Below are 24,149 nucleotides of genomic sequence, written 5' to 3'. Positions count from 1 at the left end.
GAACGCATCCACGCATGGCGTGAATCTACCCTGGAATACCGGGAGGACAACGGTAGATCCACGCCATGCGTGGATGGCGCAGCCTGCCCGCTGGAGCCAGCCACTGGCCGGCGGTCATTGCGACGCACTCAGAGGTCGTGCAGTTGCACCGGCTTCTTCCAGAACCGCCAGCGCTGGCTCTTGTCGATCTCCACGCGGGCGCCATCCTCGAAATCCAGCACCAGCCGCTTCAATTCCCCGCGCGCGATCGCCGCCAGCAACGGGCGGATCGCCTCATTGCCCAACTGTTCCAGCGAACGCAGCTGACGCAGGTCGACCAGGGCATCCACGGTCTGCTCGCCATCGGCCTGCAGACCGGCGGCCTTGGCCAGCGCCTGCAGCAGCGCATCGCGGCTGCGGATCTGGGCATGCGCGGTGGTCACGCGCTCGGGCAGCTCACCGCCGCCCCAGAACCACAGCGAGTTGATCGCACGTTTGCCGTCGGCCACGCGCTGCTGGTTCCACTCGTGCTGATGCAATACCACCTGCGCCTCGGTCAACAAGGCGCGCCAGCGGCGGCCCGCATCGCCTTCGGGCAGATGGGCAAACAGATCATCGCCAAGCACTTCATCAGGCTCGGCGAATGCGGGCAGTGTGGTGCCTGGCGGCAGGCGCAGGTACCAGCGTGACGGCACCGGGGCATCCAGCACGAAGCCGTAGCCGACAAACAACGGCTGCAACGCGGGCAGGAGGTGCATGACATCGGCCAGATCGGGGCGCAGGGTATCCCCGTGCCCCATCAGGCGTGCGCCGTGCATGTCCGGCACCACATTGGCCGGATCCGCCCGCAGCCATACGGATTGATCGGCATCGCCGACATCCAGCTCACGGGTCAGGGCGGCCGCAGACCACGCGTCCGGCTGCGTCTGGAAATGCCGACGCAGCTGGGCGGGTTCGCCTGCCTCGGCGCTGCAGCGCTGCGCACGCCCCAGCGCCTTGGCGACGTCATCGGGCAACGGCGCCGCCGGAAACCGGCTGCGCGCCGGCAGCAACAACGTCGCCGTGGCCATCGCCGTCAGTCCAGGTACTGGACGCTGACGATTTCGTACTCGCGCTGGCCGGCCGGTGCGTCGATGGTGACCGCATCGCCTTCCAGCTTGCCGATCAAGGCACGGGCCAGCGGCGAGGAGATCGCGATCATGCCCAGCTTGATGTCCGCTTCCAGGTCGCCAACGATCTGGTAGCGCTTCTCTTCATCATTCTCCACGTCCGACAATTCGACCGTGGCGCCGAACACCACCTTGCTGCCGGCGTTGAGCTTGGTGATGTCGATGATCTCGGCATGCGACAGCTCACCTTCCAGCTGCTTGATGCGGCCTTCGATGAAGCCCTGCTCTTCGCGCGCAGCGTGGTACTCGGCGTTCTCTTTCAGATCGCCGTGCTCGCGCGCTTCGGCGATCGCCGCGATGACCTTCGGGCGCTTGACCGACTTCAGGTGGTCAAGCTCTTCGCGCAGACGCTGCGCGCCCTTCAGGGTGATCGGTGCTCTCATGCGTTCAACTCCTTGTGCAGTTCCTGCAGCGACCAGACGGGGCCGGTGCCGCGGAATTCCAGTGATTGCACCAGCGCCATGGCGCCGGCGATGGTGGTCGAATAGGTCACGCGATGCTGCAGCGCTTCGCGACGGATCGAGAAGGAGTCATTGATCGCTGCGCGACCTTCGGTCGTGTTGACGATGTAGACGATCTCGCCGTTCTTGATCGAATCGACGATGTGCGGACGGCCTTCGACCACCTTGTTGACGATCTCGCAGGCCATGCCGTGCTCCTGCAGCCACGCGCCGGTGCCACGGGTGGCCACCAGGGTGTAGCCGCGCTCGAGCAGTGCCTTGGCGACCGGCAGCACACGCTTCTTGTCCGGGTCACGGACCGAAACGAAGGCCTTGCCCAGCGGCGGTGCTTTGATGCCACCGGCTTCCTGCGCACGCGCGAAGGCGGCGCTGAAGCTGCGGCCCACGCCCATCACCTCACCGGTGGAGCGCATCTCCGGCCCGAGGATCGGGTCGACGCCCTGGAACTTGGCGAACGGGAAGATCGCTTCCTTGACCGAGTAGTAGCCCGGCACGATTTCCTTGGTCGCGCCCTGCTCGGCCAGCGTCTTGCCGGCCATGCAGCGCGCGGCGATCTTGGCCAGCGGCATGCCGGTGGCCTTGGAGACGAACGGCACGGTGCGCGAGGCACGCGGGTTCACTTCCAGCAGGTAGACGATGTCTTCGCCGTTCTCACCGGCCTGGATCGCGAACTGGGTGTTCATCAGGCCGACCACATTCAGGGCCTTGGCCAGCTCGACCACCTGGCGACGCAGCTCGGCCTGGGTTTCAGCCGACAGCGAGTACGGCGGCAGCGAGCAGGACGAGTCGCCCGAATGCACGCCGGCTTCTTCGATGTGCTCCATCACGCCACCGATCAGCACGTTGCCGTCCTTGTCGGCAATGATGTCCACGTCCACTTCCACGGCGTTGTCCAGGAAGCGGTCCAGCAGCACCGGCGAATCGTTGGAGACCTTCACCGCATCGCGGACGTAGCGGGCCAGATCGGATTCACCGTAGACGATTTCCATCGCACGGCCGCCCAGCACGTAGCTCGGGCGCACCACCAGCGGGTAGCCGATCTCGCGGGCCAGCAGCAGGGCTTCCTGATCGTTGCGGGCGATGCGGTTCGGCGGCTGCTTCAGGCCGAGCTTGTCGACCAGCTGCTGGAAGCGCTCGCGGTCTTCAGCCAGATCGATGGAGTCCGGCGAGGTGCCGATCACCGGCACGCCGTTGGCTTCCAGCGCGCGCGCCAGCTTCAGCGGGGTCTGGCCACCGTACTGGACGATCACGCCCTTCGGCTGTTCCAGCTCGACGATCTCCAGCACGTCTTCCAGCGTCAGCGGCTCGAAGTACAGGCGGTCGGAGGTGTCGTAATCGGTGGAGACGGTTTCCGGGTTGCAGTTGACCATGATGGTTTCAAAGCCATCATCGCGCAGCGCCAGCGCGGCGTGCACGCAGCAGTAGTCGAACTCGATGCCCTGGCCGATGCGGTTCGGACCGCCGCCCAGGATCATGATCTTGTCGCGGTTGCTCGGCGCCGCTTCGCACTCGTCCTCGTAGGTCGAATACAGGTACGCGGTGCTGGTGGCGAACTCGGCGGCGCAGGAATCCACGCGCTTGTACACCGGGCGCACCTTGTGGGCACGACGCAGCGCACGCACGGCCGCTTCGTTGGTGCCGGTCAGTTCAGCCAGGCGGGCATCGGAGAAACCGGCGCGCTTGAGCTTGCGCAGACGTGCGGCGTCCAGCGCGTCGATGCCGTCGGCGGCCACCTCGGCCTCGGCCTGGATGATCTCTTCGATCTGGTCCAGGAACCACGGGTCGATGTGCGACAGCGCGAAGACCTCTTCCACGCTGAAACCGGCGCGGAATGCATCCCCCACGAAGAACAGGCGCTCCGGGCCCGGGGCCTTGAGCTCGCGCTTGATGGTGGTGATGTCGTCTTCGTTGGACAGGTCCAGACCGGTCGGGTCCAGGCCGATCTTGCCGGTTTCCAGGCCACGCAGGGCCTTCTGCAGCGACTCCTGGAAGGTGCGGCCCATCGCCATCACCTCGCCCACCGACTTCATCTGGGTGGTCAGGCGCGCATCGGCCGCCGGGAACTTTTCGAAGGCGAAGCGCGGGATCTTGGTGACGACGTAATCGATCGACGGCTCGAACGAGGCCGGGGTCAGGCCACCGGTGATTTCGTTCTTCAATTCGTCCAGGGTGTAACCCACGGCCAGCTTGGCCGCGACCTTGGCGATCGGGAAGCCGGTGGCCTTGGAGGCCAGCGCCGAGGAACGCGACACGCGCGGGTTCATTTCGATCACGACCACACGTCCGGTGGTCGGGCTGATGCCGAACTGCACGTTCGAACCGCCGGTATCCACGCCGATCTTGCGCAGCACGGCGATGGAGGCATCGCGCAGGCGCTGGTATTCCTTGTCGGTCAGGGTCTGGGCCGGGGCCACGGTGATCGAGTCACCGGTGTGCACGCCCATCGGGTCCAGGTTCTCGATCGAGCAGACGATGATGCAGTTGTCGGCGGTGTCGCGCACCACCTCCATCTCGAACTCCTTCCAGCCCAGCACCGATTCTTCCACCAGCACTTCGGTGGTCGGCGACAGCTCCAGGCCGCGGGTCACGATATCGACCAGCTCTTCGCGGTTGTAGGCGATGCCGCCACCGCTGCCGCCCAGGGTGAAGCTGGGGCGGATGATGGTCGGGTAGCCGACGCGGGTCTGGATGTCGATCGCTTCTTCCAGCGTGTGCGCCACCGCAGCGGACGGGCACTCCAGGCCGATCTCGCCCATCGCCACCCGGAACAGCTCGCGGTCTTCGGCCATGCGGATCGCATCGCGCTTGGCGCCGATCAGCTCGACGTTGTACTTCTCCAGCACGCCGTTGTCGGCCAGGTCCAGCGCGCAGTTCAGCGCGGTCTGGCCACCCATGGTCGGCAGCAGCGCATCGGGCTTTTCCTTGGCGATGATCTTCTCGACCGTCTGCCAGTTGATCGGCTCGATGTAGACGGCGTCGGCCATCTCCGGGTCGGTCATGATGGTGGCCGGATTGCTGTTGACCAGCACCACGCGGTAACCCTCGTGGCGCAGTGCCTTGCAGGCCTGCGCGCCAGAGTAGTCGAACTCACAGGCCTGGCCGATGACGATCGGGCCTGCACCGATGATGAGGATGGTTTTAAGGTCAGTGCGCTTGGGCATTGTCTTCTCTAAGTCTGGACAGCGAGGCAGATGGGGGTGATCGCACGCTGTCGATCAGGAAATATCGTCGGGGTTCAGCGCGATCCGGCACTGGTCCTGCAGTCCTTTCGCCAGCTGCACGCCGATGTCGTCGGGCAGCTCCGATTCGATGTCGAGCGTGGCGATGAAGCGGGTGTAGGCCGGGCTGGTCAGGAACGCGGCCACTTCGGCGCGTTCCTTTTCACTCAGCTCGGCGTTGGCCTTGGTGGCGATCGTCGATGGATTGGCACCTGCGAAGGCCGAGGAGAGGCTCTTGCCGCCCGGCGTCCCCAGGAAGCGCGACCACTCCGCGATCACCTGGTCGCCGTCGTTGCCGAGGCCGCTGATCACCGAGCGACGGAACTGCGCATCGAGCAGACCCTTGATCGGCGCATACGCGCACTGGCGATCGGTCTCGGGCAGCGCATTGAGCGCCGGCACGTTGTCGACCATCAGCTTGGCCATGTCCGTGCCCAGCGTGCCCAAGCCCAACGCCTGCACGACCGCCTGCACCTGCGTATCGGACGCCGGCGCGGCCTGGGCCGCACCGGTGAGGCACAACAGCGACAGCAGCAGCGCGGGGCTGCGCATCACGCCTTGGCCTCGGCCATCAGGGTCACGAAGCGATCGAACAGCGGGCCGACATCGTGCGGGCCCGGCGAGGCTTCCGGATGACCCTGGAACGAAAACGCCGGCACGTCGGTGCGGGCGATGCCCTGGTTGGTGCCATCGAACAGCGAGCGGTGGGTCACGCGCAGGGTGGCCGGCAGCGAGGCCTCATCGACCGCGAAGCCATGGTTCTGCGAGGTGATCATCACGCGGCCGCCGTCCAGATCCTGGACCGGGTGGTTGGCGCCGTGGTGGCCATGGCCCATCTTGACCGTCTTGGCCCCGGAGGCCAGTGCCAGCAGCTGGTGACCCAGGCAGATGCCGAAGACCGGCACCTTCTTCTCGAGGAAGGTCTTGATCGCGGTGATCGCGTAATCGCACGGTTCCGGATCGCCCGGGCCGTTGGACAGGAACACGCCATCCGGATTCATCGCCAGCACTTCGGCAGCCGGGGTCTGCGCCGGCACCACGGTCAGCTCGCAGCCGCGCTCGGCCAGCATGCGCAGGATGTTGAGCTTGGCGCCGAAGTCATAGGCCACCACCTTGAAACGCGGTGCGGCGTTGACGAAGGCATTGCTGTCCAGATCCAGCTGGCCCTCGGTCCAGGTGTAGCGCTTGTCGGTGCTGACCACCTTGGCCAGATCCATGCCCTTCAGGCCCGGGAATTTGCGCGCCGCTTCCAGCGCCGTCTCCACGTTCAGCCCGTCGCCGGCCATCAGCGCACCGTTCTGGGCGCCGCGCTCGCGCAGGATGCGGGTCAGCTTGCGGGTATCGATGCCGGAGATGGCGACCACGCCGCGCTGGATCAGCCAATCCTGCAGCGACACCTGGCTGCGCCAGTTGCTCGGGCGGCGCGGGACATCGCGCACGATCAGGCCGGCCGACCACACCTTGGCCGCTTCATCGTCCTGGTCGGTCATGCCGGTATTGCCGATATGCGGGTAGGTCAGCGTGACCATCTGCCGGGCGTAGGAAGGATCGGTCAACACTTCCTGATAGCCGGTCATGGCGGTGTTGAACACCACCTCACCGACGGACAGGCCGGGCGCGCCTACGGATTCGCCCTCGAATACGGTGCCGTCTTCGAGGACGAGGATTGCGGCTTGGGTCACGGAAATCTCACTTTGGCTACCGAGGGGTCGCCGAAGTCACGCCTGCGCTTCACGAAAAAGCGGCTGCAAAAAAGCGCGGACTGCGGTTCTGGACCGGTCCGGCTGTCGTGATTCGGCGAGCGGGAATTGTAAAGGCAAGCCGGGTGCGGCGCCAGTATCCGCGTGCAATTGCCCTGTTCAGGCCGACGGAGGGCGCAGCGCCGGTTCAGGCGCCCGCCCGTCCTGCCCCGAGGCCCCCAATTCAGACGGCGGGCGGCGGCGTGGCCCCATCCAGCAGATCCCGGACCCGGTAGCTGCCCGGCGCGCGGCCCGGCAGCTGGCTGGCCGCAAACAGGGCCCCACGGGCAAAAATGTCCCGATTGGTGGCACGGTGGGTCAGCTCGATGCGCTCGCCCAGGCCGGTGAACTGGACCAGATGCTCACCCACGATGTCGCCGGCGCGCAGGCTGGCGTAGTGCGGGTGCGCCCCGCCCTTCTCCGCCGCCGCGCCCAGGGTCAGGGCCGTGCCGGAGGGCGCGTCCTTCTTCTGGGTGTGATGGGATTCGACGATGTCGCAGTCCCAGCCGGCCAGTGCAGCGGCAGCCCGCTCGACCAGCTCGTCCAGCACCGCCACGCCCAGGCTGAAGTTGGAGGCCCAGACCAGTGGAATCCGGCCGGCCGCCTGGATCAGTGCCTGGCGTTGCGCCTCACTGATGCCGGTGGTGCCGGACACGAAGCCCGCACCGCGCTCCACGCACAGCGCCAGCACCGGATCAAAGCCCTCGGGCAGGCTGAAATCGATGGCGACATCGAACTGGGGGGCACCAGCCAGCTCGCTGCTGGCGAAATGCGGCACGCCCTCGACCACGCGCTGGGCCGGCGAGCGGCGGTTCACCGCGGCCACCACCTGCAGGGCGGGATTGTCAGCGGCAAGGCGGAGCAGCGCCTGGCCCATGCGGCCGGACGCACCGTGGATGAGCAAACGTAGGGGAGTGGTAGTCATGCATGCAGGCTAGCGGGTGCCGGCGGCGCTGCACAAGAGGAAATCCGCGCACTGCTTGCTACGCTATCGGATGGATCCCTTTGGCAGCCCCTCCATGCAGCTTTCGCAGCAGCTTGTTCTCGTCACCGGCGGTGCCCGCGGGCTCGGCCAGCACCTGGTTCGCGCCTTCGTACGCGAGGGCGCACAGGTCGTCATCAACTACCACGCCAGCGCCGACGCCGCGCGGGCGCTGGCGGGCGAGCTGGGCAGCGCCTGCGTGGCGATCCAGGCCGATGTGACCGAGCGCCGCCAGGTCGATGCCCTGTTCGCACAGGCGCGCCAGCACTTCGGCCGTGACATCACCACGGTGGTCAACAATGCCTTGGCGGCGTTTTCATTCAACGGCGATGCGCGCGACAAGGCAGACGTGATCGGCTGGGACGCATTCAACCGGCAGTTCGAAGGCAGCGTGCGCGGTGCACTCAATACGGTGCAGGCCGCCCTGCCCGGCCTGCGCGGGCAGCGCTTCGGCCGGGTGATCAACATCGGCACCAACCTGTTCCAGAACCCGGTGGTGCCCTACCACGACTACACCGCGGCCAAGGCCGCCCTGCTCTCGCTGACCCGTACGCTGGCGGGCGATCTCGGCCCGGATGGCATCACCGTCAACATGCTCTCTGGCGGCCTGCTGCGCACCACCGATGCCAGTGCGGCCACGCCGGAGGCGGTATTTGACTACATCGCGGCCAACACCCCGTTGCGCAGCGTCACCACCCCGGCCGAGTTCGCCGATGCGGTGCTGTTCTTTGCTTCGCCGTGGTCACGCGCGGTGACCGGCCAGAACCTGGTGGTGGATGGGGGGCTGGTGCGGGATTGAGCAACCACGCAGGGCGTGCTCTACCGCCAAGCGCCTCAGTGCTGCTTCGGCGGCGTCGGCCCGCAGCTGTCACAACCGCCGCACGCACCACCGCCACCGGTCGCCGGTGGCGCGATCTTCCGGCCCAGCGCCTGCAACCAGGCGGCGCGCTGCGGCTTCACCAGCCCCAGCGCGATCGCCCCGCGTGCCTTGCGCACGGTACCCGGGAACTGCTTTTTCATCACCACCCACGCACTGACCAGCACGGCCAGCGCGATCACGACGTACTGCAGCAGCAGACCGGTCTCCATCAGCCGCCGCCCAGTGCCACGGTCACCTGGTAGGTGATCAACGAGGCGATGTAGGCGGCCGCGAACAGGTAGAACGTGGCAAAGCCCATCTGCTTCCAGGAGTTTGTCTCACGCTTGATCGTGGCCAGCGTGGAGATGCACATCGGGGCATAGATGTACCAGACCAGCAACGACAGCGCGGTCGCCAGCGACCAGCCGTCGCTGATCAGCGGGGTCAGCGCCTGGCTGGCGGCATCGTCATCGGCGGCGGACAGCGCGTACACCGTGGCCAGCGAGGCCACCGCCACTTCACGCGCGGCCAGGCCCGGGATCAGCGCGATGCAGATCTGCCAGTTGAAGCCCAGCGGCGCGAAGAACACCGCCATCGCATGGCCGATCTGACCGGCGAAGCTGTAGTCGATCGCCGGCATGGTCGCGTTCTCCGGCGCCCCCGGGAACGACAGCAGTACCCACAGCAGGATGGTCAACGCCAGGATGATGCCGCCCACGCGCTTGAGGAAGATCATGCCGCGCTCGTACAGCCCGACCGCCAGATCGCGCGGGTGCGGAATGCGGTAGGACGGCAGTTCCAGCATCAACGGATGCTCGCTTTTGTCGCGGCGCCACTTCTTCATCGTCCAGGACATCAGCAGCGCGCTGAGGATGCCGGCCGCGTACAGGCCGAACAACACCAGGCCCTGCTGGTTGAAGACGCCCCAGATCTGTTTCTGCGGGATGAAGGCGCCGATCAGCAGCGCATACACGGGCAGGCGCGCCGAACAGGTCATCAGCGGGGCCACCAGGATCGTGGCGAGCCGGTCGCGCGGGTCCTGGATGCTGCGGGTGGACATGATGCCCGGCACCGCGCAGGCGAAGCTGGACAGCAACGGGATGAACGAGCGCCCGGACAGACCGGCCGCGGCCATCATGCGATCCAGCAGGAAGGCCGCGCGCGGCAGATAACCGGATTCTTCCAACGCCAGGATGAAGGCGAACAGGATCAGGATCTGCGGCAGGAACACGATCACCCCACCCACGCCGGCGATGATGCCGTCGGTCAGCAGGCTGTTGAGCGGGCCTTCCGGCAGCGCGCCACCGATCCAGCCGCCCAGCGCCGCCGTACCGGCCTCGATCAGATCCATGACCGGCGTCGCCCAGGCGTAAACCGCCTGGAAGATCAGGAACATCACCACGGCCAGGGTCAGCAGACCGAACACCGGGTGCAGCAGCCAGCGATCCAGCGCGTCATCGATCTTCGCCGTACGTGTCGGCATGCTCACCGAAGCGGCCAGGATGTCGCGCACCTGGGCGTGGTAATCGGCCTCGGCGGCAGGCACCGTCACCGGGGCCTGCAGGTGCGGCACCATCGCATCCAGGCGCTCGACCAGCTTGGCCGCGCCGTTGCGGCGCACCGCCACCGTTTCCACCACGGGCACACCCAGGGCCTGTTCCAGCGCCTGCACATCGATCTTGATGCCGCGGCGCTCGGCCGCATCGACCATGTTCAGCGCCACGATCATCGGCTTGCCCAGCTCACGCAGCTCCAGCGCGAAGCGCAGGTGCAGGCGCAGATTGGTGGCATCGATCACGCACAGCAGTACATCCGGGGCGGCCTCGCCCGGGTAGAAGCCCCGGCACAGGTCACGGGTGATCGCTTCATCCAGGCTGGCCGGCTGCAGGCTGTAGGCGCCCGGCAGATCGAGCACCGCGAACTCGCGGCCGGACGGCGCGCGCAGGCGGCCCTCCTTGCGCTCAACGGTGACGCCGGTGTAGTTGGCCACTTTCTGGCGGCTGCCGGTGAGCTGGTTGAACAGCGCGGTCTTGCCGCTGTTCGGGTTGCCGACCAGGGCGATGCGCAGGGCGTTGCTGGCGGTGCTCATGCGCGGGCCTGCTGGGCCTGCAACGCGGTCACCACGATGCGGGCGGCTTCACTGCGGCGCAGCGCGAAGCGCGTGAACCCCACCTGCACCAGCAGCGGCTCGGCGCCGACGGGACCACGGGCGACCAGACGCACCTCTTCCCCTTTGACGAAGCCAAGCTCCTTCAGTCGGCGGGCGATCGCATCGTTTGCGTGTGTTTCCTGCACGGACTCCACCACGGCGGAGCTGTACAGCGCCAGATCGGACAACGTCACGGAGCGCCTTCTCGATGATAGGAATGGTTATCAATTCTACCATCGACGCGCCGCGCCATTGCCCGTGACCGATGGCCCGCTATGATCTGTACATGTACTGGAGCAAGCCGACCCATGAGTGATGCACTTCGGATTGAACGCAGCGCCTCGGTGCTGACCCTGTGGCTGAACCGCCCGGCCCTGCACAACGCTTTCGACGCCTCGTTGATCGCCCAGCTGACGGCCGCCCTGGAGGCCGCCGGCCGCGACGACCACGTGCGGGCGGTGGTGCTGGCCGGCGAAGGCGCCTCGTTCTCGGCGGGCGCGGACATGCAGTGGATGCGCGGCATGGCCGCCGCCAGCGAGGAGGACAACCGCCAGGACTCCCTTGCCCTGGCCCGCCTGATGCGGACCCTGGATGAGCTGCCCAAGCCGACCATCGCCCGTGTCCAGGGCGCCGCCTTCGGTGGCGGGGTCGGCCTGGTGGCCTGCTGCGATATCGCCATCGCCAGCACCAGCGCCCGCTTCGGCCTGACCGAGAGCCGCCTGGGCCTGCTGCCCGCCGTGATCTCGCCCTATGTCATCGACGCGATCGGCCCGCGCCAGTCGCGCCGCTGGTTCGCCACCGGCGAGCATTTCGACGCGGAGACCGCCCTGCGCATCGGCCTGGTCCACCAGCTGATCCAGCCTGAACGGATCGACGAGGCCGTCCAGCGCCAGCTTGGCCTGCTCGACAAGGCCGGTCCGGTGGCCTCTTCGTCTGCCAAGGCGCTGGTCCGGCGGGTCGCGCTGGGCCGCGACCGCGATGCCACCGACCGCGACAACGCGGCCCTGATCGCCCGCCTGCGGGTCTCGGCCGAAGGTCAGGAAGGCCTCGGCGCCTTCCTGGACAAGCGCGCCCCGCACTGGGTCACCCAGGACTGAGGAGAGGCACCATGCTCGACCACGTTGGCCTCCGCTGCGGCGATTTCGCGCGCAGCCTGTCGTTCTTCCAGCAGGCCCTGGCCCCGCTGGGCATCTCGGTGGTGATGCAGGTCTCGGCCGCGCAGACCGGCGACCATGACCATGCCGGCTTCGGCCGTAGCGGCAAGCCGGACTTCTGGATCGGCAACGCCCCGGGTGCCCATGGCGGCGTGCACATCGCTTTCAGCGCCGCCAGCCGGGCCGAGGTGGACGCTTTCCACCGCGCCGCACTGGCAGCCGGGGGCACGGACAACGGTGCCCCGGGCATCCGCGAGCATTACCACCCTGATTATTACGGGGCGTTCGTGCTCGACCCGGATGGCAACAACATCGAAGCGGTCTGCCACCGCCCGGGCTGACCGCCCACCGCCGCAGGGATGGCCGCTTTGTCGCCCATCCCGCGTATCCCCCTTTCGTGGCCCGCCGGGGAACGTGGGCCACCTTTCGTCTGACAGGAATCTCCGTGATCTCTACCCCGCCCCGCCCCCTGCTGGTCGTCCGTCGCTCCGTTCGCGGAGGGCTGGCACATGGATGATTTCGTCCGCATCGTCGAGGTCGGCCCGCGCGACGGGCTGCAGAACGAAGCCCAGCCGGTGGCCACCGCCGACAAGATCGAACTGATCCGCCAGCTTTCGCTGACCGGCCTGCGCACCATCGAGGCGACCAGCTTCGTCAGCCCGCGCTGGGTGCCGCAATTGGCCGACGCCGCCGAGGTCTACACCGGCATCGAGCGCCGCCCGGGCATCGACTATCCGGTACTGGTGCCCAACGAACAGGGTTACGACCGCGCACGCGCGGTGGGCGTGCAGGAAGTGGCGGTGTTCACCGCCGCCTCGGAAACCTTCAACCGGACCAACACCAACGCCGGCATCGACGAGTCGCTGGCGCGCTTCGCCCCCATCCTGGCGCGGGCCAAGGCCGACGGGGTCAAGGTGCGTGGCTATGTGTCCACCGTGCTCGGCTGCCCGTACCAGGGCGAGGTCGCGGTGAGCGAGGTGGTCCGTGTCGCGCGCGCACTGCATGACATGGGGTGTTACGAAATCTCGCTCGGCGACACCATCGGCGTCGGCACGCCGCGCAAGGCACGCGCGATGCTCAAAGCGGTCGCCAGCGAACTGCCGATGGCCGCGCTGGCCGTGCACTTCCATGACACCTACGGCCAGGCGCTGGCCAACATCGATGCCTGCTTGGAAGAAGGCGTGCGCGTGGTCGATTCGGCGGTCTCCGGTGCGGGTGGCTGCCCGTATGCCAAGGGCGCCAGCGGCAACGTCGCCAGCGAAGACGTGGTCTACATGCTGCATGGCATCGGCATGCGCACCGGCATCGATCTGCCGGCGCTGGCCACCACCGGGCGCTGGCTGGCCGCACGGCTGGGGCGCGAGACCGGCAGCAAGACCGGCAGGGCCCTGGCGGCGACATGAAAAGCGGCGGCCCGCGCAAGGACGCTGCGGTGGGTGATCACCTCACCCCCCACGTCCACGCGCTGGCTGCCCTGGAACGCGCCCTGACCCACTCGCCGGGCGACCTGCGCAGCCTGCTGGAGGAGGTCCAGCAGGCCCTGCAGGAAGCAATGGACGAGCGGCAGCTGGCCCTGCGCCGCTATGCCGCCTTGTTCGATGCCGTCCCCGACCCGGTCAGCATCCTCAGCGAACGCGGCGTGGTGCTGGACCTCAACAAGGCCGGCGTGCGTGCCTATGGCCGCCCCCGTGAGGAGATCGTCGGCCAGCCGATCGAACTGTTGAACCCGGACCTGCCCGGCGACCACCTGGACCCGGTCTGGGAAGCCCTGCATCGGGGCGAGACCTACGTCATCGAAGTCACCAACATGCGCGGCGATGGCAGCCGCTTCCCGGTGGAGGTGCATTCGGCCGGCTTCGAGCACCAGGGCGAGCACTGCATCGTGGCGGTGGCCCGTGACCTGAGCAGCCGGTGGCAGGCCGAGTCGCGCTATCGGCTGCTGATGGAGTCGATCGACAAGGGCGTGATCCTGTTCGACCGCCAGTTGCGGGTCGTCTCGGCCAACCCGGCTGCACATCGCATCCTCGGCATTGCCGGCAACGGCGGCAGCCTGCAGGCGATGCTGGCACCGGAGGACTGGATCAGCGTGGACGAACACGGCCACCCGCTGACCCGCGAGCAATGGCCGGCCGCCGTGTCACTGCAGACCGGGCGCATCGTGCGCAGCACCATCGTCGGCCTCTACCACCGCCCGCGCGGACGGATGATCTGGATCTCCACCACCAACGTGCCGGTATACGGCAACGGGCGCGATGCGCCGGATCACGTGTTCGGGCTGTTCAGCGACATCACCGAGCTCAAGCGCAACAACACCCTGTTCGACCGCGCGCAGTCGCTGGCGCACATCGGCGGCTGGGAGTGGGACCGCGGCCTGCAGCGCCTGTACCTCACCGACGAGGCGACCCGCATCCTCGGCCAGAACCTGCCGATGCGCGACATGGCCGAGCTGCTGGAGTGCCTGCGCCTGGATGATCGGGCGCTGCTGCAGCAGGCGCTGCTGGATGTGATCGACCGGCAGGTATCCTTCGAATTGGAGCTGCAGGGCCAGCGCAGCGATGGACATTCGTTCTGGGTGCGCATGATCGGCGAAGCCGAGGCCGGCGATGTCGATGCCGCCCGCATCGCCGGCACCGTGCAGGACATCACCGCGCGCAAGCAGGCCGAAGAGACGCTGCGCATCCAGGCGCGCACCGATCCGCTCACCGGCATCATGAACCGCGATGCGGTGCTCAATGATCTGGCCACACGCATGGCCAACCCCACCCATTGCCGGGTGGCCGTGCTGTACATCGATCTGGACCGTTTCAAGATCGTCAACGACCTGCTCGGCCACAACGCCGGTGATGAGCTGCTGATCGATGCCACCCGCCGCATCGCCACCGCGATCGGTACCGAGGGGCTGCTGGCCCGGTTCGGCGGCGATGAGTTCCTGGTGGTCTGCGATACCCGTGACCAGGCCGATCAGCCCGAGCGGCTGGCCGATGCGATCACCCGTGCGTTCAGCACTCCGTTCCGCTTCGGTGCCGACGAATTCCCGGTGACCACCAGCATCGGCATCGCGCGTGCGCCGCAGGATGGGCTGCGCCCGCAGCAGCTGATCCAGAACGCGGACATCGCCATGTACGACTGCAAGCGGCGCACCCGCAATGGCTGGCAGGTGTTCTCGCCCGAGCTGGCCCAGCGCCAGCATGATCGGCTGCAGATCGAGAGCCGGCTGCACCGGGCGCTGGACGACGATGAGTTCCACCTGGTCTACCAGCCGCAGGTCAACCTGCACAGCGGCCAGCTGATCGCCGCCGAGGCGCTGATTCGTTGGCGCAACACGCAGCTGGGCGAACTGCGCCCGGACATCTTCATCGGCCATGCCGAGAGCACCGGCGATATCGTCCGGATCGGCCTGTGGGTGCTGCGCGAGGCCTGCCGACAGGTGCGCCAGTGGCAGGACGACGGGCTGGGCATCGTGCGGGTGGCGGTGAATGTGTCCTACCGGCAGTTCGTCGGCGAGGATCTGGCCCGGAACGTGCGCGCCGTACTGGACGAATTCCACCTGCCCGGCAGCGCACTGGAGCTGGAGTTCACCGAGCGGGTGTTGATCGAAGACGCCCCGGACACCCTGCGCACCTTCGCGCAGCTGCGCGAGATGGGCGTGCTGTTGACCATCGACGACTTCGGCGAGGGCTACAGCGCGCTGAACTATCTGCGCCGCCTGCCGATCCATGGCCTCAAACTGAGCCAGCTGTTCGTGGAGGGCGTGCCGACCAACCGTTCGGACGTGGCGGTCTGCGAGGCGGTCTGCGGCATCGCGCGCAGCCTGGGCCTCGGGCTGGTCGCCGAGGGCATCGAATCGGAGGCCCAGCGCCAGTTCCTGACCACGCTGGGGGTCTCGGTCGGCCAGGGCTTCCTCTTCGCGCCGGGGCTGGCCGCGGACGAGTTCGCGCGGCGGCTGGCACTGCGTGCGAAGGTCGCCGTGGGCAGTGCACAACGGTGAAGGCGGCCGCTTCCGCTAGAATCGGCGGTTCTTGAACCAGCGGGATCGTGCAATGCAGCTGTCTTCTGTCCGCGCCGTCATTACCGGCGGTGTCTCCGGCCTTGGCCTGTCCGTGGCCCAGCACCTGGTCGCCAACGGCGCCAAGGTGGCCCTGTTCGATCTCAATGACGACAAGGGCGCGGCCGCCGTGGCCGCGCTTGGCGAGTCCAACGCGCGCTACTACAGCACCAATGTCAGCGACGAAGCCGCCGTCGCCGCGCAGATCGATGCCGCCTGCGACTTCCTGGGCGGGCTGAACACCGCGATCAACTGCGCCGGCATCCTGGGCGCCGGCCGCGTGCTCGGCAAAGAAGCGCCGATGCCGCTGGCCAACTTCCAGGGCACGGTGATGGTCAACCTGGTCGGCAGCTTCAACGTCGCCAAGGCCGCCGCCAACCGCATGCAGCACAACACCCCGGGCGAGGATGGCGAGCGCGGCGTGATCATCAACACCGCCAGCGTGGCCGCCTATGAAGGCCAGATCGGCCAGGCTGCCTATGCCGCCTCCAAGGGCGGCGTGGTCAGCATGACCCTGCCGATGGCCCGCGAGCTGTCGCGCTTCGGCATCCGCGTGATGACCATCGCCCCGGGCATCTTCTGGACCCCGATGGTCGATGGCATGCCGCCGGCCGTGCAGGAATCGCTGGCCGCCTCCATCCCGTTCCCGCCGCGCCTGGGCAAGCCGGAAGATTTCGCCGGTCTGGTCGCCTATATCCTGGGCAACACCTACCTCAACGGCGAGACCATCCGCCTTGACGGCGCCGTGCGTCTGGCGCCGAAGTAAGCGAGCACGCAACCCGCTGGGTGCCCGGTTCCGGCACCCGCCACCTCCACGAACCGACCTTCATTCCCATGAAAGCCAGCGACATCAAGAAAGGCAACGTCGTCGAATTCAACAACGGCGTTTACCAGATCCGCGACATCGAACGCAGCTCCCCGCAGGGGCGCGGCGGCAATGTCCGCTTCCGTTTCATCATGTACAGCGTGCCGGGCGGCAACAAGCTCGATTCCAGCTTCGATGCCGACGACAACCTGCCGGAAGTCGAGCTGCTGCGCCGCCAGGCGACGTACTCGTACATGGATGGCGATGCCTTCGTCTTCCTGGATGACGAGGACTACACCCCATACATGGTCGATGCGGATGTGCTCGGCGATGACGCCGGCTACATCACCGATGGTCTGACCGGCATCTACGTGCAGGTGATCGACGAGACCCCGGTGGGCGTGCAGTTGCCGACCAGCGTAGTGCTGGAAGTGGTCGAGACGCCGCCGGAGCTCAAAGGCGGCACCGCCACCAAGCGCCCGAAGCCGGCCAAGCTCAGCACCGGCATCGAGATCATGGTGCCGGAGTACATCGCCAACGGCGAACGCGTGCTGGTCAACACCACCACCGGTGAATTCGCCGGCCGTGCCGACTAAGCGGTCTGCACTGATCGTCGTGCTCCTGCTGCTCGCGGCGTGCTCGCCGCGGGCAGTGGAGAGTGAGACATTGGATACCCCGCGCGCACCCGCCACGTTGGCTGACACCGCCCGCGGTGTGCGCTGCGACGTGCCAGCGGAGGTGTTCGTGGCCGAGGACATCCGCATGTACTGCGCGATGCCCGGCGATGTGCAGGCCTTCCTGGCGCGCGAAAGCGCCTGCCAGCACTTCGCTGGCGAAGAAGCGTACGACGAAGACCGTGCGCGCGAATTGGCGTACGCGATCCACGAGAGCTGCGACGACCGTGCCGGGCTGTTCAATCAGCTCCTGCAGCGCCATGCCGACAACTGCCTGGTGCACACCGAGCTGATGCTGCTGGGCACCCGCAATGAGCTGATCCTGGATGCCGACAGCCGGGCGCTGCCCAACCCCTGCCCGCGCGGCATGTGATGGTGCACCGGACGCGCATGCGCGCATCCGGTGCCTTCAACTGGATCGAGCTTGCGGGATCAGGGCTTGGCCGCCAACGATGGCGCGCCGGCAAAATCACCACAGCCGTGGTACTGGCGCGCGCCGACCGTGAGCATCGCCGTGGCACCGAAGGCCTGGCCGCTCATGTCGTCCTGACACACCGTGCGCTGGAAGGTCAGCTTGACCGGGGTGCCATCGGCGGCGGTACCGGACCAGCCGTCACGGCCCTGCGTGGGGCTGGCAATCTCGAGCTTGCGCTCGCCGTAATCCATCTCGATGTGCAGCGCCGGCGTTGCGCCCGCACCGACCTGGGCCAGCCAACCGGGCTCATTGCCAGTCGCGCGGAATCCGCCGGCGGCATCGGCCTCCGTATCCGCATTGGCGGTCGCATTGGCCGGCGGTGCTTCGCCGCCCTGTTCACCGGTGCCGGTGCAGGTGCGGTCCGGCTCGCCCTTCAGGATCAGGATCCCGTCGGTGGTGCCCTTGGTCCAGAATTCGTTGCCCTGCCCATCGCCATACTTCGCGCCGGACGCCGCCGGCTGCGAGGACATCGCGAAGGTGCGGTCATCGACCACCACCGTCGCCGAATCCTGACCGCGGTAAGTGGCATGCACTTCATGCTCGCCACAGCGGAACGCATAGCTGCGCTCGTCGGTGGTGGAGGCATCCATCGGAGGGGGCGCTTCCGTGCCATCGGCGGCAGGGCCGCTCTCGTTGGCCGGTTGGCAGGCGGCGAGTGCGCCGGTAATGGCCAGGCTCAACAACCAGGGAAATGCGCGCATGAGGGACTCCTTGCGATAACGTCGACAACACTTGATCGTACCTGCCGCGCCGTGAGAACAGGTGAAGCGACGCTGACCTTCCGGGCATCGCTGAACACGCGGTTCAGCGCGCTGCGACCTGTCCTTCGTCCTCTCGCGCCAGCGCACGCATCCGCGCACCCAGCCGGGCCAGATTGCTGTCGATCGTGGCCAGTTCGCGTTGCTGTGCCTGAGATAGGCGGTGTTTGAGCTGCAACTGCAACGCCTGCCAGGCCGGCACACCCTGTGCGCTGAGACGCGCCGCCGCCTCGCTGGCCTGCCCACGCTCGTCCGCCGAAGGCAGCCCGTAGCCGTCCCCCGCCACCAGTGCGGCCGGGCTGATCAGCTGGCCGGTGTCTTCCAGCAACGCGCGCAGCGTGTCACGCGCCGCAGCATCGTCCCTGGCCGGATCGCCCAGCAGCCGCTTCAGCACGTCGCGTGCGCGCAGCTCTTCGCGACGCAGGGCGGCCTGTTCCAGCAACAGCAGGGCGGCGGTGGTGCGCAGATCACCCTTCTCTACCCAGCGTGCACGCTCGCTGGCCGGCTGCCGCAACCAGTGGCCGACGTCTGCCGTGCCAAGCGGCAGCTGCTGGCGCGCCGCATCGAACAACTGCTGGTAGTGTTCTTCGGCAGAGGCAAAGTAGTAGCCCTGTCGCGTCGCCTGCGCGCGATCGGCCAGCACGCTGGCGTCGGCCACGCCCTGGCGCTCCAAGCGGGTCAGCAGCCCGCGCGGCGTGAGCCGGTTCAACCCCGGCGAAGCCAGCCGTGGCACGCCTTCCTGCAGCAGCTTGCCGGTTTCCACCGCGCAGTTGTTGCTGACGAACAGATAGCGGCCGTCATAGCTCCAGTGCACCTGCGCGACACGCTCCAGCAGACTGGCGATGTCCGGCGCATCCAGCGCCAGCGGGACCGATGAGAGCCCCCGCAGTTCTACCTGGGTGTATTCGTTGATGACCTGGTTGAGCGGCAGCACGAACAGGCGCGAAGGATAGGCGCCGGTCAGCCCGCGCCAGCTGGAGATCTGTACATCGCCGACGAAGGCGCGGTAGGACAGCACGCGGTGATGAGAAAGATCCATCCGGCACGCCGGCCCACGCGGCCGGCCCGGCGCGCAGATCACCAGGCGCAGCATGCTGTGGCCCCAGCGGCTCATCAGCTGGTCATTGCCTTCGGCAAGCAAGTAGTCCACCGCGTAGATCCGGGCCGGATCCAGTTCGAGCAGCGTCGCGGCGCCCGCCTCCTCTTCGGCCTGCATCAACGGCAGACGGCTGTCGCACGCCATGGCCTGCTCGTTCGGCCCGAGGTTCTCAGCGAACCATGCGGCGACAGCTGGCCGGCGGCAGGCGTAATCCGGATCGAGCAGCAGATGCTCGGCATTGACGGCAAGGAACTCGGCCGGTCGCGTGCGTTCGTAATCGTCCGGACTGCGCTCGCGGAAGGCGTTCGCCGTGCGACCGAGCTTCCACGGGCGTCGCTGCCAGCCGGCCAGATCGCGAAGGCGTGCATCGCGCGACCATCCACCCTGCGGCAAACGGTCCAGCACGTGGGTCAGCTCATGGATCAGTGCCGCTTCGAGCGGGCGCGGCAGCGGCTCACCATCCTGCACGGTGTCCAGCAACGCGCGCTGCAGGGTGATCGTGCCGTTGCGGGTTCGGCCATGCACGTGGGCCGGCAGCGTATCCGACCAGCGCACCTGCACCGGTTGCTGGAAGCGTGCCTGCCAAGGCGGCGGCAAACGCGTGCGTACCTGCTGCAGGGCACGCTCGGCGGCCACGATCTGCGCCGCGTTCAATCCCTGCGGCTGCAGCTCCAGCTGCAGCGCCGCCTGTGCAAATGGCGCGGCCAGCCACGCGACCAGGACCGCCCAGCGCCAGCGGCGGACCTGACCGGACGGTTGCATCAGCGGGCCAGCAGGGTCCTGGCCAGCGCCATGTCACTGGCCTGCTGCTGCGCAACGCTCTGCTCGCGCAGGTGCAGCAGCGCTGCCTCCAGGCGTGCACCACGGATCGCACCGTCGCTGGCCACGAAGGCCGCGGCGTCATCGCGCGCATCGAGCACGATCTTGTCATCGCCCGAGCTGGACGAACCGGCCGAGGACGCACCGGACGCGGAGCCGGCAGAGCTGCCGGCAAAACTGGAGGCCATCGCCGACAACGGCAGGGCGAGCACGGCAAGAAGCAGGATCGGACGCATCATCGGGGTGTCGTTCGCGGTGGAAAGCACAGAGCGTATAGGCTGCGTGAAATCCTGTCTTGCCTCAGAGGTCGAAGACCTTGCCGGGATTCAGCAGCGCTTGGGGATCAAACGCACGTTTGACCGCCTTCATCAGCGCGATTTCCGGCGCGCTGCGCGTGCTGTCCAGGTAGCTCTTTTTGACCAGGCCGATCCCGTGTTCGGCCGAAATGCTGCCGTCAAAGCGGGCCAGCACACCGGCGAGCAGCGTGGTGACGTGCTCGCACTGGGTCAGGAACTCCGCATCGGCGGTCTCGTCCGGCTTGAGCACATTGATGTGCAGGTTGCCGTCGCCGATGTGACCGAACCACACCACATCGAACTGCGGGTAGGCCTGCCCGATCAGGGCCTGGGTTTCGGCGAGGAAAGCCGGCATCGCCGAGATCCGCACCGAGACGTCGTTCTTGTAGGGCTTGTAGCGCGCCACCGCTTCGGTAATGCCCTCGCGCAACCGCCACAGCTGCGCGGCCTGGGCATCACTCTGGCTGACCACGCCATCGCTGACCCAGCCGTGCTCCATGCAGTCTTCGAACGCGGCCATCGCGGCGGCTTCCTGCACCTCGTCGCCCGCAGCGAATTCGGTCACCACGTAATACGGATGGACCTCGTCGAACGGTGCCTGTGCGCCATGCGCCAGCACATGCTCGAGCGCGCGGTCGGTGAAGAACTCGAAGGCCTGCAGCTGCAGCCGCTCACGGAAGGCCGCAAACACCTGCATCAACACCTCGAACGAGGGCAGCGCCAGCAGCATCACATTGCTGGCCGGCGGCGGATCGGTGAGCTTCAAGGTGGCTTCGACGATCACGCCAAGCGTGCCTTCCGAACCGATCAGCAGCTGGCGGAAGTCATAGCCGCTGGAATTCTTGATCAGGCCCTTGTTGAGCTCGACCAGCTCACCGGCCATCGTCACCACCTTCAGGCCGGCGATCCACTCGCGGGTATTGCCGTACCGGATCACCCGGATGCCGCCGGCATTGGTGGCGATGTTGCCGCCGATCGAGCACGAACCGCGCGCGGCGAAATCCACCGGGTAGATCAGGCCATGTTCGAGTGCAGTGTTGTGCACCGCCTCCAGCGCCATGCCCGCCTGTACGGTCAGCGTGCGGTCGACCGCATCGAAGGCCAGCGGCTTGTTCATCCGCTCCAGGCTGAGTACCAGCTCGCCGTGCGCCGCCACTGCCCCGCCGGAGAGGCCGGTGCGGCCGCCGGAGGGCACTACCGCCACGTGCTGGGCGGTCGCCCAGCGCAGGATGGCCTGCACCTCCTCCACCGTGCCGGGCAAGGCAATCGCCAACGGTGCCGGGGTCCAACGCCGGGTCCAATCGCGGCCGTAGTGCTCCAGATCGGCCGGATCGGTCTTCAGGCGCAGCCCGGGGCAGTCGTGCAGGAGCGAATCAAGGCGCGGATCGGTCATGGGGCGTCTGGCGGTGCCGGGGGAGCCCGCAAGCCTGCCAGCCACCACCGGCCGCGTCCAGTAGCAGCCGCAGCGGTGACGGCCTCACGCAGTCACGATAAATAGGTGCATCTGAAACCGTTTGAACGTCGATTGGCGCACCGCACCATCGCGGCCGGCTTCTGGCATAGTTGGGGGCTCCCGCCGCCACACGCCGCACGCCGCCCATGTCGCCGAAAAAGACCTCGTTCCCGAAGCAGGATATCCGCGTACTGTTGCTCGAGGGGGTCAGCCAGACCGCGATCGACGTGTTCACCGCGGCCGGCTATTCGCAGATCGAACTGCGCAGCAAGGCGCTGCCCGAAGACGAACTGAAGGCGCGCATCGCCGAGGCCCACATCGTCGGCATCCGTTCGCGCACGCAACTCAGCGCAGACGTGCTGGCCAACGCCAAGCGCCTGATGGCGGTCGGCTGCTTCTGCATCGGCACCAACCAGGTCGACCTGGAGGCGGCGGAACTGGCCGGCATCCCGGTGTTCAACGCCCCCTACTCCAACACCCGCAGCGTGGCCGAGCTGGTGATCGCCGAGGCGATCATGCTGACCCGCTGCATCCCGCAGAAAAACGCCGAATGCCATCGCGGCGGCTGGTCCAAATCCGCAGCCGGCAGCCATGAGGTGCGCGGCAAGACGCTGGGCATCATCGGCTATGGCCACATCGGCACCCAGGTCGGCGTGATGGCCGAGGCGATGGGCATGCAGGTGATCTTCCACGACGTGGAAACCAAGCTGTCGCTGGGCAACGCCCGCGCGGCGATCAGCCTGGATGACCTGCTGTCGCGCGCCGACATCGTGACCGTGCATGTGCCGGAAACCCCCGCCACGCAGTGGATGATCGGTGCCGACGAACTGGCGCGGATGCGCCCCGGCGCGCACCTGATCAACGCCGCGCGCGGCACTGTGGTCGACATCGACGCGCTGGATGCGGCGCTGCGCTCGGGCCACCTCGGTGGTGCGGCGCTGGATGTATTCCCGGTGGAACCCAAGGGCAACGGCGATACCTTCGTCTCCCCGCTCACCGCCCACGACAACGTCATCCTGACCCCGCACGTGGGCGGCAGCACGCTGGAAGCGCAGGACAACATCGGCGTGGAAGTGGCGGCCAAGCTGGTGCGCTACAGCGACAACGGCAGCACCCTGTCGGCGGTCAACTTCCCGGAAGTGACGCTGCCCGAGCACGCCGAGAGCCTGCGCCTGCTGCACATCCACCAGAACGTGCCGGGCGTGCTCTCCAAGGTCAACGAGATCTTCTCGCGCCACAACGTCAACATCGACGGCCAGTTCCTGCGTACCGACGCCAAGGTCGGCTACGTGGTGATCGACATCACCGCCAGCGAAGCCCAGGCCGGCGCCGTGCGCGACGAACTGGCGGCCATCCCGGGCACGCTGCGCACGCGCGTCCTTTATTAACGGGGACGGGGGTAATTAATAACTACCCCCGTCCCTGTTAAATCACCGCGCCAGCCAGCGTTTGGCCATGCGTGGCAACGAGTCATCTCCATCGGGGGTCTCGATCGCCGCGTTGGCCACGTCACGGATCTCGCGCCAGGCCAACGCCAGCGATTCCTCGCTGATCGCGAACTGCTCACTGCCCAGCGCCCGCACGACGTAGCGGGCGTCGTAGTGCCAATGCCCCGGGACGTCCTTGCGTTCGGGAATCCAGTGCTTGTCGATGTCGAACAACTCGCCATCCTCCAGCACCAGCGCGCTCAGCCCGGATTCCTCCTCGGCCTCCTTCAGCGCCACCTGGGCCAGATCGCGCTCGCCATCAGCGTGCCCGCCCAGCTGCAGCCAACGGTCCAGTTTGCGGTGGTGGGTGAGCAGCACGCGCTGCCCGTCGGCGCTGACCAGCCACGCGCTGCCGGTGAAGTGCCCGGCCAGGCGCTCGCGCAGGAACGGGTTCTCAGGATCATCCAACACTGTGCTGAATTCGTCAGCCAATGCCGCGTGCTCGGGGTGCCGGCGGGCGTAAGCGTCAAGCTGACTGCGCAGGGCGGCGTCAGGAATGGCAACGGATTCGGGGTTCAGCGACATGGC

Annotated in this window: 23 protein-coding genes; 9 read left to right on the top strand and 14 right to left on the bottom strand. The window is 67.4% G+C overall.

The genetic code is table 11. The features are described from left to right. Positions 1–128 precede the first annotated feature (128 nt). The 6 genes from ACE026_RS18415 to dapB all read right to left on the bottom strand — a co-directional run bounded on the left by ACE026_RS18415 (position 129) and on the right by dapB (position 7,491). On the bottom strand, positions 129–1,049 hold the full coding sequence (locus tag ACE026_RS18415; protein ID WP_486040275.1) for a phosphoglycerate mutase: 921 nt from the start codon (positions 1,047–1,049) through the stop codon (positions 129–131). Between the two features lie 5 nt (positions 1,050–1,054). Further along, positions 1,055–1,519 (bottom strand): transcription elongation factor GreA, encoded by a 465-nt coding sequence (gene greA / locus ACE026_RS18410; RefSeq protein ID WP_486040417.1) that lies wholly within the window; start codon positions 1,517–1,519, stop codon positions 1,055–1,057. An 8-nt stretch (positions 1,520–1,527) separates the two neighbouring features. Next, complete coding sequence (gene carB, locus ACE026_RS18405) at positions 1,528–4,770, bottom strand: carbamoyl-phosphate synthase large subunit (RefSeq protein WP_486040274.1); 3,243 nt, start codon at positions 4,768–4,770, stop codon at positions 1,528–1,530. Between the two features lie 54 nt (positions 4,771–4,824). Next, on the bottom strand, positions 4,825–5,379 hold the full coding sequence (locus ACE026_RS18400) for a hypothetical protein (protein ID WP_486040416.1): 555 nt from the start codon (positions 5,377–5,379) through the stop codon (positions 4,825–4,827). Further along, entirely contained in the window at positions 5,379–6,509 is a 1,131-nt protein-coding gene (gene carA, locus ACE026_RS18395; RefSeq protein WP_486040273.1) for a glutamine-hydrolyzing carbamoyl-phosphate synthase small subunit, read from the bottom strand. Before carA ends, ACE026_RS18400 begins: the two co-directional genes overlap by 1 nt. A gap of 241 nt (positions 6,510–6,750) precedes the next feature. Further along, positions 6,751–7,491, bottom strand: coding sequence for a 4-hydroxy-tetrahydrodipicolinate reductase (gene dapB, locus ACE026_RS18390; RefSeq protein ID WP_486040272.1), 741 nt, complete (start codon positions 7,489–7,491; stop codon positions 6,751–6,753). Between the two features lie 94 nt (positions 7,492–7,585). Here dapB and ACE026_RS18385 point away from each other — a divergent pair, with 94 nt between their 5' ends. Beyond that, positions 7,586–8,347, top strand: coding sequence for a 3-oxoacyl-ACP reductase (locus ACE026_RS18385; RefSeq protein ID WP_486040270.1), 762 nt, complete (start codon positions 7,586–7,588; stop codon positions 8,345–8,347). Between the two features lie 35 nt (positions 8,348–8,382). On the opposite strand, the gene ACE026_RS18380 is transcribed toward ACE026_RS18385, so the two are convergent. From ACE026_RS18380 to ACE026_RS18370, 3 genes are read right to left on the bottom strand one after another with little or no spacing between them, the layout of a single operon-like run. Next, positions 8,383–8,637, bottom strand: coding sequence for a DUF6587 family protein (locus tag ACE026_RS18380; RefSeq protein WP_282261346.1), 255 nt, complete (start codon positions 8,635–8,637; stop codon positions 8,383–8,385). Further along, positions 8,637–10,496, bottom strand: coding sequence for a ferrous iron transporter B (gene feoB / locus ACE026_RS18375; protein ID WP_486040268.1), 1,860 nt, complete (start codon positions 10,494–10,496; stop codon positions 8,637–8,639). The genes ACE026_RS18380 and feoB overlap by 1 nt, the downstream gene beginning before the upstream one ends. Continuing rightward, complete coding sequence (locus tag ACE026_RS18370) at positions 10,493–10,750, bottom strand: FeoA family protein (RefSeq protein WP_313212722.1); 258 nt, start codon at positions 10,748–10,750, stop codon at positions 10,493–10,495. Before ACE026_RS18370 ends, feoB begins: the two co-directional genes overlap by 4 nt. 114 nt (positions 10,751–10,864) lie before the next feature. On the opposite strand from ACE026_RS18370, the gene ACE026_RS18365 reads away from it, so the two are divergent. From ACE026_RS18365 to ACE026_RS18335, 7 genes are all read left to right on the top strand, one after another. Continuing rightward, positions 10,865–11,653, top strand: coding sequence for an enoyl-CoA hydratase-related protein (locus ACE026_RS18365; protein ID WP_486040266.1), 789 nt, complete (start codon positions 10,865–10,867; stop codon positions 11,651–11,653). 11 nt (positions 11,654–11,664) lie between these two features. After that, complete coding sequence (locus tag ACE026_RS18360; protein ID WP_486040265.1) at positions 11,665–12,051, top strand: VOC family protein; 387 nt, start codon at positions 11,665–11,667, stop codon at positions 12,049–12,051. A 168-nt stretch (positions 12,052–12,219) separates the two neighbouring features. After that, on the top strand, positions 12,220–13,113 hold the full coding sequence (locus tag ACE026_RS18355; RefSeq protein WP_486040264.1) for a hydroxymethylglutaryl-CoA lyase: 894 nt from the start codon (positions 12,220–12,222) through the stop codon (positions 13,111–13,113). After that, positions 13,110–15,698 carry a sensor domain-containing protein gene (locus ACE026_RS18350; protein WP_486040263.1) on the top strand — a complete coding sequence of 863 codons (2,589 nt, stop codon included), beginning with the start codon at positions 13,110–13,112 and terminating at the stop codon, positions 15,696–15,698. Before ACE026_RS18355 ends, ACE026_RS18350 begins: the two co-directional genes overlap by 4 nt. Before the next feature lie 52 nt (positions 15,699–15,750). Then, the gene (locus ACE026_RS18345; RefSeq protein WP_486040261.1) at positions 15,751–16,521 is read left to right on the top strand and encodes an SDR family NAD(P)-dependent oxidoreductase; all 771 of its coding nucleotides are present in this window, start codon (positions 15,751–15,753) and stop codon (positions 16,519–16,521) included. A gap of 68 nt (positions 16,522–16,589) precedes the next feature. Further along, positions 16,590–17,156, top strand: a complete 567-nt coding sequence (yeiP, locus tag ACE026_RS18340) for an elongation factor P-like protein YeiP (protein ID WP_121036675.1) — start codon at positions 16,590–16,592, stop codon at positions 17,154–17,156. A 70-nt stretch (positions 17,157–17,226) separates the two neighbouring features. Then, entirely contained in the window at positions 17,227–17,607 is a 381-nt protein-coding gene (locus ACE026_RS18335; protein WP_486040259.1) for a hypothetical protein, read from the top strand. Positions 17,608–17,666: 59 nt separating this feature from the next. On the opposite strand, the gene ACE026_RS18330 is transcribed toward ACE026_RS18335, so the two are convergent. The 4 genes from ACE026_RS18330 to ACE026_RS18315 all read right to left on the bottom strand — a co-directional run bounded on the left by ACE026_RS18330 (position 17,667) and on the right by ACE026_RS18315 (position 22,074). Continuing rightward, positions 17,667–18,410, bottom strand: a complete 744-nt coding sequence (locus ACE026_RS18330; RefSeq protein ID WP_486040258.1) for an MliC family protein — start codon at positions 18,408–18,410, stop codon at positions 17,667–17,669. Positions 18,411–18,513: 103 nt separating this feature from the next. Then, positions 18,514–20,328 carry a DUF7844 domain-containing protein gene (locus ACE026_RS18325; RefSeq protein ID WP_486040256.1) on the bottom strand — a complete coding sequence of 605 codons (1,815 nt, stop codon included), beginning with the start codon at positions 20,326–20,328 and terminating at the stop codon, positions 18,514–18,516. Then, complete coding sequence (locus ACE026_RS18320; protein ID WP_293982950.1) at positions 20,328–20,624, bottom strand: DUF2388 domain-containing protein; 297 nt, start codon at positions 20,622–20,624, stop codon at positions 20,328–20,330. The genes ACE026_RS18325 and ACE026_RS18320 overlap by 1 nt, the downstream gene beginning before the upstream one ends. Positions 20,625–20,685: 61 nt before the next feature. Further along, positions 20,686–22,074 (bottom strand): FAD-binding oxidoreductase, encoded by a 1,389-nt coding sequence (locus ACE026_RS18315; RefSeq protein ID WP_486040255.1) that lies wholly within the window; start codon positions 22,072–22,074, stop codon positions 20,686–20,688. A gap of 206 nt (positions 22,075–22,280) precedes the next feature. On the opposite strand from ACE026_RS18315, the gene serA reads away from it, so the two are divergent. After that, positions 22,281–23,522, top strand: coding sequence for a phosphoglycerate dehydrogenase (gene serA, locus ACE026_RS18310; protein WP_486040253.1), 1,242 nt, complete (start codon positions 22,281–22,283; stop codon positions 23,520–23,522). 42 nt (positions 23,523–23,564) lie between these two features. Here serA and ACE026_RS18305 read toward each other — a convergent pair whose 3' ends face one another. Continuing rightward, a complete protein-coding gene (locus ACE026_RS18305; RefSeq protein WP_486040252.1) occupies positions 23,565–24,146 on the bottom strand; it encodes an NUDIX hydrolase in 582 nt (193 codons plus the stop codon). Positions 24,147–24,149: the final 3 nt, after the last annotated feature.

This window comes from Stenotrophomonas sp. AGC87 (genome assembly GCF_057333975.1).
This window is presented reverse-complemented; position numbering and strand designations above follow the sequence as displayed.